The organism is Clostridium sp. (genome assembly GCF_051278035.1).
Taxonomy (GTDB): Bacteria; Bacillota; Clostridia; order Clostridiales; family Clostridiaceae; genus Clostridium_AD.
This window is the reverse complement of sequence record NZ_JBNMNU010000008.1, coordinates 1-17,442: the sequence shown is the minus strand read 5'-3', so window position 1 is coordinate 17,442 and position 17,442 is coordinate 1. Positions and strand designations below refer to the sequence as shown.

At 30.3% G+C, this 17,442-nt stretch carries 16 protein-coding genes and 1 tRNA gene; 8 read left to right on the top strand and 9 right to left on the bottom strand.

Annotated features, from left to right (window positions below; genetic code table 11):
- Positions 1-22: 22 nt before the first annotated feature.
- Together ACJAX4_RS02505 and ACJAX4_RS02500 are read right to left on the bottom strand one after the other, a co-directional pair.
- Positions 23-961 carry a radical SAM protein gene (locus tag ACJAX4_RS02505; protein ID WP_435787880.1) on the bottom strand — a complete coding sequence of 313 codons (939 nt, stop codon included), beginning with the start codon at positions 959-961 and terminating at the stop codon, positions 23-25.
- Between the two features lie 87 nt (positions 962-1,048).
- Entirely contained in the window at positions 1,049-2,158 is a 1,110-nt protein-coding gene (locus tag ACJAX4_RS02500; RefSeq protein WP_435787879.1) for a YkvI family membrane protein, read from the bottom strand.
- Between the two features lie 147 nt (positions 2,159-2,305).
- Here ACJAX4_RS02500 and ACJAX4_RS02495 point away from each other — a divergent pair, with 147 nt between their 5' ends.
- The 5 genes from ACJAX4_RS02495 (at position 2,306) to ACJAX4_RS02475 (ending at position 7,501) form a co-directional block, all read left to right on the top strand.
- Positions 2,306-3,379, top strand: coding sequence for a hypothetical protein (locus tag ACJAX4_RS02495; RefSeq protein ID WP_435787878.1), 1,074 nt, complete (start codon positions 2,306-2,308; stop codon positions 3,377-3,379).
- A gap of 145 nt (positions 3,380-3,524) precedes the next feature.
- Positions 3,525-4,454 (top strand): TIGR01212 family radical SAM protein, encoded by a 930-nt coding sequence (locus tag ACJAX4_RS02490; RefSeq protein ID WP_435787877.1) that lies wholly within the window; start codon positions 3,525-3,527, stop codon positions 4,452-4,454.
- 142 nt (positions 4,455-4,596) lie between these two features.
- Complete coding sequence (locus tag ACJAX4_RS02485) at positions 4,597-5,706, top strand: ABC transporter ATP-binding protein (protein ID WP_435787876.1); 1,110 nt, start codon at positions 4,597-4,599, stop codon at positions 5,704-5,706.
- Between the two features lie 12 nt (positions 5,707-5,718).
- Positions 5,719-6,666 (top strand): PucR family transcriptional regulator, encoded by a 948-nt coding sequence (locus tag ACJAX4_RS02480; protein WP_435787875.1) that lies wholly within the window; start codon positions 5,719-5,721, stop codon positions 6,664-6,666.
- A 130-nt stretch (positions 6,667-6,796) separates the two neighbouring features.
- Positions 6,797-7,501, top strand: coding sequence for a 2-phosphosulfolactate phosphatase family protein (locus ACJAX4_RS02475; protein ID WP_435787874.1), 705 nt, complete (start codon positions 6,797-6,799; stop codon positions 7,499-7,501).
- A gap of 67 nt (positions 7,502-7,568) precedes the next feature.
- Here the strand turns inward: ACJAX4_RS02475 and ACJAX4_RS02470 are convergent, their stop codons facing one another.
- Positions 7,569-8,744, bottom strand: coding sequence for a class I SAM-dependent rRNA methyltransferase (locus tag ACJAX4_RS02470; protein WP_435787873.1), 1,176 nt, complete (start codon positions 8,742-8,744; stop codon positions 7,569-7,571).
- Positions 8,745-9,081: 337 nt separating this feature from the next.
- Between ACJAX4_RS02470 and ACJAX4_RS02465 the strand changes: the two genes are divergently transcribed.
- Complete coding sequence (locus ACJAX4_RS02465; protein WP_435787872.1) at positions 9,082-10,638, top strand: ABC-F family ATP-binding cassette domain-containing protein; 1,557 nt, start codon at positions 9,082-9,084, stop codon at positions 10,636-10,638.
- Between the two features lie 47 nt (positions 10,639-10,685).
- On the opposite strand, the gene ACJAX4_RS02460 is transcribed toward ACJAX4_RS02465, so the two are convergent.
- Positions 10,686-11,546, bottom strand: coding sequence for a hypothetical protein (locus tag ACJAX4_RS02460; protein ID WP_435787871.1), 861 nt, complete (start codon positions 11,544-11,546; stop codon positions 10,686-10,688).
- Positions 11,547-11,762: 216 nt separating this feature from the next.
- On the opposite strand from ACJAX4_RS02460, the gene ACJAX4_RS02455 reads away from it, so the two are divergent.
- The gene (locus tag ACJAX4_RS02455) at positions 11,763-12,095 is read left to right on the top strand and encodes a PadR family transcriptional regulator (RefSeq protein ID WP_435787870.1); all 333 of its coding nucleotides are present in this window, start codon (positions 11,763-11,765) and stop codon (positions 12,093-12,095) included.
- 16 nt (positions 12,096-12,111) lie between these two features.
- On the top strand, positions 12,112-13,476 hold the full coding sequence (locus ACJAX4_RS02450; RefSeq protein WP_435787869.1) for a DUF2812 domain-containing protein: 1,365 nt from the start codon (positions 12,112-12,114) through the stop codon (positions 13,474-13,476).
- 268 nt (positions 13,477-13,744) lie between these two features.
- On the opposite strand, the gene ACJAX4_RS02445 is transcribed toward ACJAX4_RS02450, so the two are convergent.
- The 5 genes from ACJAX4_RS02445 to ACJAX4_RS02425 all read right to left on the bottom strand — a co-directional run bounded on the left by ACJAX4_RS02445 (position 13,745) and on the right by ACJAX4_RS02425 (position 17,278).
- Positions 13,745-14,182, bottom strand: coding sequence for an SH3 domain-containing protein (locus tag ACJAX4_RS02445; RefSeq protein WP_435787868.1), 438 nt, complete (start codon positions 14,180-14,182; stop codon positions 13,745-13,747).
- A 176-nt stretch (positions 14,183-14,358) separates the two neighbouring features.
- Positions 14,359-15,012, bottom strand: a complete 654-nt coding sequence (locus ACJAX4_RS02440; RefSeq protein ID WP_435787867.1) for an HAD family hydrolase — start codon at positions 15,010-15,012, stop codon at positions 14,359-14,361.
- 73 nt (positions 15,013-15,085) lie between these two features.
- A complete protein-coding gene (locus ACJAX4_RS02435) occupies positions 15,086-15,610 on the bottom strand; it encodes a phosphatase PAP2 family protein (protein WP_435787866.1) in 525 nt (174 codons plus the stop codon).
- Positions 15,611-15,694: 84 nt separating this feature from the next.
- Positions 15,695-17,041 (bottom strand): [Fe-Fe] hydrogenase large subunit C-terminal domain-containing protein, encoded by a 1,347-nt coding sequence (locus ACJAX4_RS02430; RefSeq protein ID WP_435787865.1) that lies wholly within the window; start codon positions 17,039-17,041, stop codon positions 15,695-15,697.
- A gap of 161 nt (positions 17,042-17,202) precedes the next feature.
- Positions 17,203-17,278: transfer RNA gene (locus ACJAX4_RS02425), tRNA-Pro, on the bottom strand.
- Positions 17,279-17,442 lie beyond the last annotated feature (164 nt).

The window sequence follows — 17,442 nt, the reverse complement described above, 5'->3', positions numbered from 1 at the left end:
TGAGGCTTCGAAATCTTCATATTTACACTCCACTTAGATCAAATTTTGGTATAAAAGCTTTAGAGGAAGTTCCACTTTCTTGAATAAAACATTTCGTAATACCTGTGTTTAAGCAGTAGTTAATTAAAGCGTCGTAATGCTTAGGGTTTAATGGCTTGTCTATTTCGGGATATTTATATGCTTCATGCATAGGTGTATACTGATTCATTAGGCTAATATAAACTGAATCATTAAAAGTTGTATATATAAAATCTATTATTTTTTTAGAGTCAAACAATAGTCCGGGTATCATTAAGTGCCTAATTATTACTCCTTTTTGAATTATACCGGTGTTGTCGAACTTTGGTTCGCCTACTTGGGAAACCATTTCAGTGATAGCTTTAGAGGCTGTATTAAAATAATCAGGGGCCTTAGAATATTTTAGTGCATATTTATCTTTATAATATTTTAAGTCTGGTAAATATACATCAATGAATCCTTTAAGAGCTTTAATGGTATCCAAATTTTCATATCCATTTGAATTATAGAGAATAGGAATATTAAGCCCATTACCTTTAGCGAGTTTTAAAGCTTCTATTATCTGTGGTACATAGTGAGTTGGCGTAACTAAATTTATGTTGTGTGCTCCTCTTTTTTGCTGGTGTAAAAATATTTCGCTAAGCCGATTTATAGACACTATCTTTCCAATACCTTCATGACTTATGCTGTGATTCTGACAAAACGCACACCTTAAATTACAATTAGAAAAAAATACAGTGCCAGAGCCATGGTTGCCTGAAACAAAAGGTTCCTCCCACTCGTGTAAGGTAACTTTAGCTATTTTTATGTCCTTAGAGCTCTTGCAAAAGCCCAATTCTCCTTCTAATCTATTAACAGAACATTTCCTAGGACATAAATTACACTTTTTTAAAAAACTTAAAGAAACACAACTATTTAATTTGTCTGTATTACTATTAATCATCGGTATCTCCTTTTGTATCTCTCGCAGTATAAATTATAATATTTTATATGTTATATATAAGAATTGTACATCTCATTATATATAAGGTCAATTATGTTTCTTAGTGGTTTTTCTGTAAAATATAATACACTGAACTAGAAAAATAAGACTTATTGCACCAAAGCCAGGGTAAAGGACTTTTATTAAATTCCTAAATCCAATTTGAGAAATAGGTATGGCTATAATAAGTATTAAAATCACAGCTTTTTTATAAGATATGTTAAATTTTTTCTCGAAGGTCTTTCCTACACTATATATATTAGAAACTTCAGTTGAAAACATTTCACAAAAGATTACACAAAGTAGAAGAATTTGCATTAACATACCAAATCGGTGTGTTATGTACAGTAGAGGAATTTCATATTTGAAAATTTGAGGGATGTTTAATAAAAGCATTATATTTACCAAATAGCATAATACAGTTAGAACTAATGCGCCTATTATAACACCGGGAATGAGAATACGTTTATGCTTCATTTCTTGACTTAATGGAACTAGAACGCCACTACAACATAGCATGTTAAAACCTGCATAAAGTAAGGCAGAGAAGAACCATTGGACAGGCATGATATTATTTTTATAAGAGGGGATTTGTTTTATATAGGAAGCACTTACCATATCTTTGTAAAATACTAAATACAAAACGAATATAGTTATAATAATTGTAGTAAGACAGGGTACTATAAAAGAATTTATAGTAATTAGTCCTTTGGTGTCTTTAAGTAGAGCATATAAAGAAATTATAGACATAAGTGAAATTCCAACCCATTTTGAAATTCCAAAATATTGATGAAGTAGCGCTCCACTTCCTGCTAGGATTATGGCAGCTCCACTTATCAAGAAAAAACTTGTAAAAATGTCTGTAATTACTCCGAAAAACCCGGGGCTTACAAGAGTTATAAGTTCGCTATACGAATTTAATTTATGTTTTATACTAATAGAAATTATAATTGAACTTATTACGATGTAAATTAAACCACATATTAGAATACCCCAAAAACTAACATATCCGTAAGTACTAAAAAATTGGGTTATTTCCTGTCCGGAAGCAAGTCCGGCACCAACAATGGTACCTATAAATACAGCTGCGATTTGAAATATTGGGCCAATTATTTTTTTCAAAAAATCTCCTCCATAAATTATTAAAATAAGAGTCATACTTTAATAGAATGCTTGTCTTTATAAATATATGTATAATATTTAATAATAAATAATGATTTTATAAATTAAAACTTTATTTATAGGGAAACTATAGTTATAAGTATAATTATTAAACTAAAATTTATTTTAAAAGGAGTGGAGATATTGAAAAAGTTTTTGAGCTGTTTATTAATACTATTTTATATTTTGTCTTTTACAGCCTGTAGTGAAAAGGAAAAAGAAGAAAAAGAAAAGATCAATACATTTGAAATTCAAACTGCAACGAATGTAGTTGAAAATTATATGAAACTAATCATGAAAGAAGATTATGAAAATGGTAAAAAATTATATACTAAAGACTTATTTCTAAAAGCTTCAAATATGCCAATTAGTGATATGAAGATAAAGGGCTATAATGTTACTGAAACTGATGAAGTTGGACGTAGTGGTATTTTTAAGGTTAGAGTTACAAGAACCTCTATGGTTAAATCACTTTCATGTCTTGATGAATATTCTATTAAAATTGTTAAAGATGGGGCAGAATACAAGATAAGTGAGATAATTAGTAGCGCAGAAAAAGAAGCTTTTCTAGAAGGTGCAGGTCTTAGGTTTAGAGATAAGAAAAATATAAAAACAAATCTAATAATTGATGAAGCTGGACTTCCTAAATATGTATATTCATCTGACGATGCAGCAAGTCTTTATAAAATTACGGTGCCAATGAAATTTAGTTCTATAAACTTTAGCTATGAAGGAGAAAAACTTGCAGTTAGTACTTATAATAAAAATTCCTTTTTAGGTATTATTAACATTGATGAGTCTCTCGCAGTTCAGGGTGATGCGTCTAGTAAGCCCTCAGATAATTCAGAGGGAGGAGGCTCTGAAGTAATAGCCAAGGAGAAACCAATTGGAAAAGAGTTAATTCCAATAGACTTACTGATGGACTCTAAAGTTGAGTTTATGACATTCTCTTTAGATGAGAAATTCCTTCTTGTGCAATACATTAAGGAAAACGTGGGTAAAAATATTAGGGTTTATAAAGTAGACAACGGAGATATAATCCCAGTTAATTTTGAAAAAGACTATCCTGTAGAAAATGTTGAAATAGTATTTTCATCCTTTGGAGAGGATTTCATGACATATGAAGTAATACCTAAATCAAAGCTTGATAATTCGGCAATAGAGATAATTGGAAAATGGAAATTAGATTTAAAGACCTTTACCGTAGATAAATTATAATTACACATACATGGTATACTATAAAGTATAAATATACTATAAAGTATAAATATACTATAAAGTATAATTATTATATATACTAAAATGACTAGCTAATCACTAGTCATTTTAGTTTATTAAAAAGATAGAGGAAGGAAGAGGTTTAGTGCAAAGAACATGGGGTGACAAAAGATATCATAGTTTGAATTATTTTTTAAGAGAAAAGTTTTACGGAAAGGTATTTAAAATATCTATTGATGCGGGGTTTTCTTGTCCTAACAGAGATGGAACTATTAGTAGTGGAGGATGTTTGTTTTGTAGCGAAAGAGGTTCAGGAGATTTTGCTGGGAATAGAGATTTCTCTATCAAAAAGCAATTTGAAGATATAAAGGATATGATGAGTAAAAAATGGAAAACAGAAAAGTATATTGCTTATTTTCAAGCGTATACGAATACTTATGGGTCAATAGAAGTATTAAGAGAAAAATATGAGCAGGCAGTGTCAGAAAAAGGCGTGGTGGCGCTCGCTATAGCAACTAGGCCGGATTGTTTAGATAAACCTGTATTAGATCTTATAGAGGAATATTCGCGTAAAATATATACCTGGGTAGAACTTGGGCTTCAAACTTGCAATGATGAAACTGCAAAAATTATTAACAGAGGGTATAAATTATGGAAGTTTGAAGAGGCTCTCAATAATCTAAATGAAAGAAATATTGATGTAGTGGTTCATACAATTTTTGGACTTCCCGGTGAAAATGCTCAGGATATGTTAAAAACAATAGACTATGTGGCTAGTAAAGATATAAAGGGAATAAAAATGCATTTGCTTCATCTTATGGAAAATACACCTATGACTGAACTATATGCAAAAGGGGAACTAAATTTTCTAGAACAAGATGAATATATTGAAACTATTTGCGCGGCAATAACTAGGTTACCCAATAACATGGTTATCCATAGATTAACAGGGGATGCGCCAAGAGAGCTATTAATTGGTCCTATGTGGAGTTTGAAAAAATGGGAAGTTTTAAATGGTATAGATAATAAATTAAAAGAATTAGATATATATCAGGGATCAAATTTTAAAATTTAAATTTCAAATATAGGCATTTGTGTCTTTCTACAAATTAACTTTACCTCTTTTGGGGGTTTTGCGAATAGATAAATATGATTTAAAGGATTACAATGTATGTATATTAATAATCATTTAAAATGTATATGTAGGAGGAATAATTATGTCAAATTTATCATTAAGGCACATATTTAAGGTTTATCCAGGAAACGTAACAGCGGTTAAAGATTTTAATCTTGAAATAGAAGATAAAGAATTTATAGTTTTTGTAGGACCATCAGGGTGTGGTAAATCAACAACTTTAAGAATGATAGCAGGTCTTGAAGAAATTACTGAAGGTGAAATATATATTGGTGATAAACTTGTGAATGATATGGCCCCTAAGGATAGAGACATAGCTATGGTTTTTCAAAACTATGCATTGTATCCACATATGACTGTATATGATAATATGGCGTTTGGACTAAAACTAAGAAAAATGCCAAAAGTTGAAATAAAAGAAAAAGTTACTAATGTAGCTAAAACACTTGATATAGAACATCTACTCGATAGAAAACCAAAGGCACTATCAGGTGGACAAAGGCAAAGAGTAGCACTTGGAAGGGCAATAGTTAGAAATCCAAAGGTATTTTTAATGGACGAGCCACTATCAAACTTAGATGCTAAACTAAGAGTTCAAATGAGAACAGAAATAGCAAAACTTCATCACAAACTTCAAACAACTTTTATATATGTAACTCATGACCAAACAGAAGCTATGACCATGGGAACAAGAATAGTTGTAATGAAAGATGGCCTGGCTCAACAAGTAGATACTCCACATAACATATATGAGAACCCAGTTAATATGTTCGTTGCTGGATTTATAGGAAGTCCTCAAATGAACTTTATGGAAGCAGAAGTTTTAGAGCAAAATGGTGAAGTTGTACTTTCTTTTGATAATGAAACTATAGTATTACCAAAAGATAAGGCTAAAATTATAAAAGGAAAATCTTTTATAGGCAAAACTGTAGTGATGGGCATTAGACCTGAGGATATTGATGACGGTACTGAATTTCTTGAAAAAAATAAAGATTCAGTTATAGAAGCGAATGTTGAAGTTGCAGAGCTTATGGGAGCAGAGACTAATATTTATATGTCTAAAGGGGATACAAGTATTGTAGCTAGAGTTAACGGATCTTCTAAAGCTAAAGTTGGGGATAAAATTAGAATTGCATTAGATACAAGTAAAATTCATATTTTTGATAAAGAAACCGAACTCACAGTAATATAGGGGGAATTCATTATGTACAATTTCACTGAATTCTTGAAGGATTTAAGTCATTCATCAAACATACCATTTAACGTAGTTATGGAAGATGGCATTGCACTATATATTAGTGACTTAGATATTCAAAATTCAAACATAACTAACTTTAATATTATGCTGGGGCGTGTTAAAGGCATAATCAGTTTAGAGAAACAGTATGAAAATTGTACATCTTTACTTAAATATATTATCGAAAATAATTATACCCAGAATTTTTTAACTAAAGAACAAGCTATTATTGATATTTTGGAAAATAGAGAAATTTCTATTGACAATATTGTTCTTAATTTACCTTTTCTTAAAAACGGGTGTTATATACTGATAATAAGCCTAGATGGAAGTAAATATGAATCTCTTAACATAATAAAGCAAATATATGATAATGAGCCAGTGGTAAGTTTAATATATAATGATAATATCGTTGTAATTGGTGAATTTGCTGAAATAGAGGAACATGCAGAAAGTATAAAGGAATCTATTTCATCAGATCTTTATTGTAATTGCTATGTAAGTTATGGAGATAAAATCTATGATATAAAAGGTATTAAGAAAGCCTATACTGATGCTATGCAGTGTATGGAACTTGGTAAAAAATTTGATATAAAAGATCATGTATTTAGTTATAATAAAATGTTATTTGAGAAGATTGTATTTAATGTAGACAGTAAGATTAAGCAGGAACTGTTAATATTATTGAAAGGCAAATTTGATGCTCTCGATAGTGAAATGATAGTGACTATTGAGCAATTCGTAAATTGTGGTCTTAATATTAGTGATGCTGCTAGAAAACTGTATGTTCATAGGAATACTCTGATTTATAGGTTGGATAAGATTAAAAAGGAAACAAGATTTGATATCAGAGAATTTAAAGATGCCTCCGTGTTTGTTATTGCTTTTCTAATATGGAAAGAAAATAAGGAATAAATACAATTAATTTGAAGCTCTGTTTTTACTTTATGTAAAAGCAGAGTTTTTTTGTTATATAATAGAAATATGTACTATAATTATAACTGCGAGTATTAAGACAAAATTCTATTAAAGGAGTGAAAATAAAATGAAAATAGATATAATAATTTCTGCTGAGGATATAAAAAAGGAAAAAATAGAAAACAAAACAGTTGTAGTGATAGATATGCTTAGGGCAACTAGTGTAATAGTTACTGCGCTGAATAATGGATGCACAGGTGTGATTCCTGTTTTAACGGTTGCTGATGCAGCTGACATTGTAAGAAATAGCAAAGAGGAATTTATGCTAGGAGGGGAGAGAGATGCATTAAAAATAGAGGGGTTTCACTATTCGAACTCTCCTTTAGAGTACACTAGAGATACCATAGAAGGCAAAAGACTTGTTATGACTACAACCAATGGCACTAGAGCTATAAAAGGCTGCGTTGGTGCCAACAGTATCTTAATAGGTGCCATGTTAAACGCTAAGGCTACAGCAAGACGAATAATAGAATTAAATAGAGATGTTGTGATAGTAAATGCAGGGACTTATGGTGAGTTTTCTATAGATGATTTTTTATGTAGTGGGTACATAATTCATTGTGCATTAAAAGAAATAGAAATAGACCTATCCGATATTGCTGTGACTTCTCATTATATTTATAAAAACAATGAAGATATTTATGGTTTTATAAAATCTGCAAGTCATTATAAAAGAATTATGGACTTAGGGCTTGAAGCGGATTTAGACTATTGCTGTAGAAAAGATATTATAGACAATGTTCCTGAGTATAAAGATGGAACTATAACTTAAACGCAAAAAAAAGTATATATTACTTGACGACGCAAAAGCCTCTCTAGTAATATATACTTTTTTACTTTTATACCACTTGGAATACGAAAAACTTTAAGTAATAAGATTCATCGGAATTCCATAGTATAGGGTGATCTGCTGATTGAGTTCTAGCCTCTACTTGTCTAAGTGTTCTTTTTGCGTCACTTGCTGCTTCTGCTATTGTTGCTTTAAATAAATCAGGTTTCATAAAATGAGAACAGGAGCAGGTTACAAAATAGCCACCTGGTTTAACTAATTTAATGCCACGGAGGTTAATTTCTTTATATCCTCTTGTTGCACCATCTACAGTAGACCGTGACTTTGTAAAGGCTGGAGGATCAAGGATTACTACATCATATTGTCTTCCTTCTCTTGACCATTGTCTTAATACGTCAAAGGCATTATGGCATTCAAATTTAACTATATCGGAAAGTCCGTTAAGCTCAGCATTTTTCCTTGAATACTCTACTGCATATTCAGAAATATCTACGCCAAGTACACTTTTAGCTCCAGCTACACCAGCATTAAGAGCAAAAGAACCTGTGTGGGTAAAACAATCTAAAACGTCAGCATCTTTGCATAACCTATGTATAGCAGCTCTATTTTCTTTTTGATCTAAGAAAAATCCAGTTTTTTGACCGTTTTCTATATCTACATAATATTTAACTCCATTTTCAACAATTTCGATGGTGGTATCGAAAGGCTCAGTTAAGAATCCTTTTGTTTGTTCCATGCCTTCAAGCTCTCGAACTCTAGCGTCGCTTCTTTCATATACGCCCTTTGCACCATATTCCTCGGTTAGTAACTTAACTATAATATCTTTATATTTATCTATACCTAGCGCTAGAGATTGAATAACATAATAGTCTTTATATTTATCTATAATCATTCCAGGTACAAAATCTGCTTCGCCAAATAAGAATCTACAGCTAGAGTAATCTATAACTGTTTTTCGGTAGTCAGAAGCAGCACGAAGTTTCTTTCTGAAGAAATCTTCATCTATTTCTTCGTGTATGTCTCTAGTCAATATTCTTATGGCAATTTTAGAAGCGTCATTTATAAAGCCTTTTCCTATAAACTCTTGTCTAAAATTATATACTTCAATTATGTCTCCATTTTCATATTCTCCATCAAAATATTCAATTTCATTGGCGTATACCCAAAGGTGTCCATTTTCTGAATTTCTACCTTTACCTCTATATAAGTAAAATTTACAATTCATTTTAAATTCCTCCTGTACTTTTTAGGGGCGTAAATTAATTTTTAACAATAAATATTACCCTATTTATCTATAGTAGTATACCACATTGAAGTAATTTCTAGTATGAAATCCATAAAATTCTTTTGACATTAGGGCAATTATAAATTACACTTATATATGTGGCATTTTTAAATACATATATGAATTAAGGAAATTTAGATAAAAATTGGATGTATTTTCTTTCAATGGAGAGATATATAACATCGCATTATTAAAAATAAATAATTATATTACTAAAAATAATTTAAAGATTATAACAACATAATATAAAATATTAATATAGCAAGGGGAAATACAAATGAGTAGATTAATAGTAAAAAAAATGAGCCATGGATTTGGTGATAGAGTAATATTTGAAGATGTATCTTTTAGATTACTTAGAGGAGAGCATATAGGCCTTATAGGTGCTAACGGAGAAGGAAAATCATCGTTTATGAATATTATTACGGGTAAGCTTATGCCTGATGAAGGTGAAGTTAATTGGGCGAATAACATCAGAGTCGGGTACATGGATCAGCATACAGTATTGGAAAAGGGTAGAACTATTAGAGAGGTTTTAAGGGATGCTTTTAAATATCTTTTTGTACTAGAAGAGGAAATGATTACGGTAACAGAAAAGATGGCAGATGTATCACCAGAGGAACTAGAAAAATTATTAGAAAGAATGGGAACAATTCAAGATTTGCTCGATAACAATGGATTTTACGGTATTGATTCTAAGATAGATGAAGTAGCAGCGGGAATTGGACTTAAAGATGTAGGTCTTGAGAACGATGTTGCAGATTTAAGTGGAGGGCAAAGGACGAAAATTCTTCTTGCGAAACTATTATTAGAAGTTCCAGATGTTTTACTGCTGGATGAGCCTACTAACTTTTTGGATGAGCAGCATGTAGAATGGCTTAAGAGATATCTTCAAAATTATGAAAATGCTTTTATTTTAATATCTCATGATATTGAATTTATAAATGATGCAATTAATATAATATATCATGTGGAAAACAAAAACTTAACTAGGTATGTAGGTTCATATGATGAATTTTTGAGAGTTCATGAGGCTAAGAGGAAGCAAATGGAGTCTGATTATGAAAGACAACAAAAGGAAATTAACAAACTAGAAACCTTTGTTGCTAAAAATAAAGCTAGAGCTTCTACTAGTGGAATGGCGAAATCAAGACAAAAGAAATTAGATAAAATTGATAGAATGGAAGTTACAAAAGATAAACCAAAACCACAATTTACATTTAAATCTGCAAGGGCTTCAGGGAAGATATTATTTAAAACTATTGATTTAGTTACTGGATATGATAGTCCATTATCAAAGCCATTAAATTTATATATGGAAAGAGGACAAAAGATTGCTTTAACTGGTGCTAATGGTGTTGGAAAAACAACACTACTAAAGAGTCTTATGGGGGATATTAAACCTGTTTCAGGTAAGACAAATGTGGGGGATTATCAGTATATAGGATATTATGAACAAGAAATAAAGGGAGTTAACCGCAATAATTGTATTGAAGAATTTTGGCAAGAATTCCCTAGTCTCACTCAGGGTGAGGTAAGATCTGCGCTTGCTAAATGTGGACTTACTACAAAGCATATTGAAAGTAAAGTTACTGTGCTTAGTGGTGGAGAGCAAGCGAAGGTAAGACTTGCTAAGCTTATAAACAGGGAAAGCAATATATTAATCCTAGATGAGCCTACTAATCACTTAGATGTAGATGCTAAAGACGAATTAAAGAGGGCCTTAAAAGAATATACAGGAAGTATACTTATAGTTTGTCATGAACCAGAGTTCTATCAAGACATAGTGACAGATGTTTGGGACTGCGAAGAGTGGACAACTAAAATAGTGTAAATCACCATAAAAAGAGCTAGAATAATTTCTAGCTCTTTTTATATTCACTATTTTAAAACTTCTAATCCTAGGTCTAGAATATTTGCAAATAATGATAACGCATTAGTATTTGGAATAACATTATTTTTAATATCTAATAATTTTCCAAGTCCATAATCAGTGTATATGCTGACAGTAGGGGAAGTGATTTCACCCAAATCACAAATGATATCAGTTGCGTTTAGTTTTATTTCAGTTGTATTATTAATAGGTTCTACTATGCTATAAAGCCTTGTATGATTATTATATCTTAGAACTTTTAAAGTATTACTTACTAGTATCTCTTTAGGTTTAGAGTTTATATCATACTTTGAAGTAGCTGAAGTTATATTATTTATAACAAAATAATAAACATTTCTTTTGTAGTTTACCTTATCTTTAAATTCTTGTAATCTTTCTAAATTTAAATTTATATCTACTGAGATTTCATCATTTTCTAAATTGTTGAAGCTTTCTTTTATGTAGGCTAATTCTTCTTTCTCATAAAGTTCTCTAGCTAAGATATTCATACAGTTATCATAAATATCTTCAAACGTACTAAATGACAAGGAATATTTTATATTATCCGATACAAGGTAAATCTTGAATTTAGCAGATTTACTACTGTTTTTAGATGAATAGTTGACTTCAACTAATAAGAGCCCGTGGAGTAGGTCAGTATCAAGTGTTATTTTTTCAATTCCTTTATTAGATTGTATAATGTAATTTTCATTAGTAGATAAGTTTTGTGTATGTTGATTTATTATATAAGTACCTTTAAAACCTGCTTCAGTAATTTCACCAACCCTCAATGACGTTTTTAGTGGTAGTTTCTTTAAATTTATATATGGTCTATTTATACATAGATTGTCTTTAGATATTATTCTCATATTAAACTCCTTTATTTGTAACAAGATTGTTAGTTTTATTAATAAATTATAACACAATTACCAATTAAAAAAATAAAAAACATAACCAGTGTTATTTTAAAATTTTACATAATAGCTAAAAATTTAAATAAATAGAAAAGCATATTGACAATATCGAGTATCGATAGTAAGATTAAATTATACATATCGATACTCGATATTAAAGAGGTGGTAAAAGTGGCAAGGGAACAATTTCAGAATTTAACTGAACCAATGTATTATATATTAATGTCACTTCTTAGGGAAATGTGCGGTGTAGATATTATGGAGGCTGTAGCTGAAATTTCTAAAGGGCGTGTAAAGGTTGGACCGGGAACTTTATATGCACTTCTTTCTAAGTTTGAAAAAGAAGATATGATAATAGAAACAGAAGTACAAGGGAGAAAAAGAAGCTATATAATTACTGATAAAGGGAAAAAAATACTCCTAGAGGAGTATAGGCGATTAATTACTATGGCTAGTGATGGCATGTTGTATATAGAGAAATATCAAGAAGATTTTAAAGTATAGGAAGGAGGGAAGAATTATGTGGAGCAAGGATAGAAAGACAACATTATTCATGTATTTACCCTATGAATGTTCTGCGTTAGAAGAATATCTTGAGAAGATGGCACAAAAGGGGTGGATACTTAAATCTACAAAAAGAGGGTTTTTTAAATTCAGAAAAATAGAAATAAGAAAAATAGAAATAAGAAAAATAAAGTACTCGGTAGATGTACTTGATAGTGTTTCTGTTTTTGACCATATAGATAGTGATACGGCTTTAGAATATAGGGAATATTGTGAGGCGGTAGGATGGAAATATATTTGTGAGGATGGTAAAATTCAAATTTTTTACACTGAGGGAGATAAGGAAATTATATCTATTCATACTGATGAAGAGGAAAAGTTTAATGTTGTTTTTAAATCTTCAATAAAAGATGTATACGCACAAATGCTTTTAATTCTCTTTTTTATTTATAGTATTTATCGTCAATTAACAAACAACACAGAACTTTCATTAGCAACTAATATAGGTGTATGTTCATTAGTCTTGTTACTAGCTGTTATATTGATGAGTATTATAGGTATTGTTAACTTTTTTATTTGGGTCATAAAGGCTAAAAGGCACTTGAAGAAAAATAAGTTAATGCCTTTTAATAGCTATAAGCAGTTAAGGAGAAAAAATATACTAATGATAGCCTACAATTTAATAGTGTTCATTATATTATTAGTAGCGATTTTTGACATTCCTGCAAGTAGCAAACCATATATTCCTATAGTATTAATAGTTTTTATTCCTGCAATATCAATAAGTTGTATTAAAAAATATATCAATAGAAAAAAATATTCAAGAGATGCTAATATAGGAATATATATTGGTATTATGATAATTTCATTAGTAGTTGTGAATATTCTTGGTTATGTGGTTCTTAGCCATGTGGATTTTGATACCATTACTAATACTAATATTAAACAAAGCGAAGTTCCGACTGAGAAAGCAAGTTTAACATTTGCGGACTTTGGGTATGAAAAAAATGGGGATAAAAATCTTGATATTAAATTTGATAAAAGTATAATAGCTCAAAGAACATTTTATCGCTGTAATAACGGGGATAGCTGGTTAAGATACACTGTTTTTGAAAGTAAATATCCTTGGTTAATTAAATTGGATGAGAACGGAATAACAAGTATAAATAGACTTAATAATAATAATATACATTATAGTGAGAATATAAAACTGGAAAACACTAATCTACCTGCTAATATTAGAGTTTATTCAGGGGGGAGCCTAAAAAATCATTTTGTATTAGTATCAGAATATAAAGTTATTGATTTAAGAATTAATTCAAATGAAATAAGGGAAGATGAATTGTTAAATATGGCATATAAAAAACTTTTTACACAATAATATATAAAATCAGCTATTCTAGCTGGATTCCAATTTTGCTAATAATTTTATAGTATTATAGTTTATATATTGAACAAAATAGTAAAATGATATCATGATTTATTAGGAGGTATAAAAAAATGGGCGAAAAAAAAGATCCTTCTTGTGCAAGTCAACAAGAAAAGGAAAAGAAAGTAAATAACACGGCAACTAAAAATAATAAAAAAACACATAAAAAAGATTAATATTAAGAGGCATATATTTTATACAATATATGCCTCTAGCTTTGCTAAGTAGTAGACCCTTCTTCGTTATTAACAGTATCATCAAGCGTAATAACAAAATCTTTTTTTACCCACCCTTTATTATTGATGTTAGTTTGCGACTTCAGCGATACTTCATACCAAAAAACATCTAAAATCTCAGCAGAATCTAGAATTTCCAGCTCAGTTCCTTTAATCACATTCGATAAAACGCGTGAATTTTCCATTGGTCCTACATATAAATTACAAATTACTTTTGTGGTTCCAGTTTTAAAAAGTGGGGCTTTATATTTTATAATAATAGGTCCTTGCGCACTATGAGAATTTGAAATTTTTGACTTGAAGTCTCTATTTTGCATAGAAATAATTTTAAGTTGGGTTTTCTGATTCGATAACTTTTGGTTCATGATAGTATAATATACACCAAAGCATATTAAAAGAATAGAAAATAGAAAAATAACCAATAGTAGCTCTCCTTGTAAATTAATCTTTTAAGATACATATATATTATTATAATAGCGATTAACTCAAAAACTTGTGAGTGTGTAATTATGTAATAACGCTCCTTATTATATATATTCAATAGAAAACTAAAAAATACATAAAAAAAAACTCATCGATTGAATGAGTTTTTTTATACTTAAATGGCCGTAGTTAATTCATGGTATTCTGTTATATATATATCTGCATGATTTATAATATCTTCCCTTTGTTCTTTAGAAAAGTCATCATATACGCCTACTACCTTCATTCCGGCACATTTTGCACCTTTAACCGCAGGGAGTATATCTTCGAATACAATACATTCTTCTGGTTTTACTCCTAATTTTTCAGCTGCAAGCAAATAAACATCAGGAAAATTTTTCCCTCTACATACTTCACTTGTGAGAGTTATGGTGTCAAAATAATGATATATATCATTAGACTTCAAACAAGCTTCTAAAAGAGTTTTACTATTACTTGTAGCTAGTCCGATTTTTATATTTAATGATTTAAGTAGAGCTAAAAATTGAACTACACCAGGCTTTAGTTTTACATTGTTTAGGTACTCTACATAAGCAAAATCTATCCATTCTTTCATAATTTCATCTATAGTATCTGGTATATTGAAATTTCTTTTAAAATACGCAGCAGTATCATTAAAACTAAGATGTTCTATTTGGCTTTTTAGGTCATAAGGTAAATCTATATTTCTTTTTTTAAAATAATCTATATCTATTTTACTCCAGACCCACATAGAGTCCATAAGTGTACCATCTAAATCAAAAATTGCAGCTTTTATATTTGTTAGCATTTAATCACCTCTTATGTTAATTATAACATGAAAAAATATAGTGATATACTAGGACTTGTAATTACAAAAAAACTTAAAAGAATCTGTAAGTAAGAATAGAGCAAGTAGTTCCAATAAAAACACCCATAATCACATCTGTGGGGTAATGAACGCCTATGTACATTCTGGATATTCCCACACCGCATGCTAGAGGTATAGATATAAATCCAAGCACAGGAAAGTATAAAGCTATTATAACAGCTAATGAAAAAGCGCCGGTAGTATGTCCAGATGGGAAGGAGTATTTATCTATTCCTATTTTTTTTATATTTAAATTTGGAATTTTTATAAAAGGTCTTAATCTAGTAACGGTCATTTTTAAAATTTTACCAATGCCGGTGCTGATTGTTACAGAAATCATTGCGCTAAGAGCCATGGCGTGAAGAGTATTCCCTTTTAATAGAAATATAGCAGTGCAAAATACAAACATAAAAGAAAAGGAGCCGAGGTAAGTCATGGAAGGCATAATAATATCTAAAAACCTACACTTCCAAGAATTATTTATAATTCTAAGTAGATTAATATCTTTAAGGCTTATATATTTAATTAACGATTTCATAAAAACCCCCTTAGATACAATAAATTATTAATCACTAAATTATTGTATCATATTATAGTAAACATTTATATTGTAAAATATTCACTAGAAATCTCTACGAAATATTTTAGTTTTATTTTTATCCTTAAAATCAGCAGCCGTATCAATACCAATCTTGCTTAGAATTTTGTTCATGCAATCACTATCTATAGCTATTTTAATTCTAGAGCTTTCAGCAAATTCATCTACGGTTTTCTTGCCAGAAGTTGCACTTATAAGTGATTTAGGCCCGCCAACACACCCACCAACACACCCCATGCCTTCGATAAAATTGGCATTCACATCCCCATTTTGAGCTTTAGTTAGTAATTCCTTACATTCTTTTACACCGTTTGCTTGAGTTGCTTTTAGTAAACTATATTTTTCAGGAAATAATCTTTCTATAACTTCCGAGATAGCTATAGATACCCCGCCGGTCCTAGCATAGAGCCTACCACCTCTAGAAGCATATTCCGTAGATACATCTTCTTGTAGTTTGAAAGGTTCAATGTTTAAAGTATCAAAAATATCCTTTAGTTCCGTAAAGGTTAGCACAAAATCTATATCACCTAAAAGGTCTGGGTTTTTAGCTTCGCCTTTTTTTGCAATACAGGGGCCGATAAAGACTACCTTGCAATTAGGATTTAATTCTTTTAAAACTCTACCAGCTGCAATCATAGGGGATATGGAAGGTGAAACATGTTTTATTAAAGTGTGGTACACCTTCTTTACCATGCCTACCCACATAGGACAGCAGCAAGATGTAATCATTAAATCGTTTTCCTCTTTAACAAGCGCATCAAATTCTATGGCTTCTTTTAATGTTAACATATCTGCAAAAAAAGCTACTTCAACCATATCTGTAAAACCAATTTTTTTAAAAGCCGTTCTAAGTTTATCTGCGTTTACATTTTTTCCGAACTGACCAGCGATTGCAGGAGCTACCGCTGCTATTACTTTGGAATCTTCCTTTAATAAATTCAAAAGGGGAATAAGCTCTACCTTATCCATTAGTGCACCAGTGGGACAGGCTTCTACGCAAAAACCACAGTCTGTGCATTTTTCATTGTCGATATAGGTAGTATTCTTTTTATTATCTATTAATATGGCATCAAAAGGACAGGATGCTTGACAGGGAGTTTTTGAAAAGTTGTCTGGACTACACGTGGTGCAGGCCTTAATTTTGCTTACGACTTTATGATTTGATTCATAGGATACTATAGCTTTTTTTAAATCTTGTATGTAATTATCAGAAAAGTCTACATCTACTCCACAAAGTGAAGAAATTATGGAGCTTAAGTCATTTTTATTAACATTATCTGTAGACAGTAATTCTTGTACTCTGTCTTCAAAATCGTTTTCATAATAGGATTTGATAAGGGTCTTAAAAATATCTGAATTAATCTTATTCAAAACAATCACTCCTAAGTTGTTACTTCAATGTAATAATAGGCATTAAAAAAAACATTAAAAGGTAGCATATTGATTATTTTGTGATAAAAGAGTGATTTTATACATTAAAACCGTTAAAAATATACAATAAAAAAAGAGTTGTCATTATGACAACTCTTTTATGGTCGGGGTGACAGGGATTGAACCTGCGACCTCATGGTCCCAAACCACGCGCGCTCCCAGCTGCGCTACACCCCGAGGACAAGACCTATTATATAATAGAAACGAATAAAAGTCAATAGTGTATAAAAAAGTTTTTTAAAATTATAATTCGTTTATGATAATGTCCTAGTATACCGTTTTTGATTATGTCCCAAATTTACAAAAATATAGTGTAGAATATACCTCACAAGAATGTATAA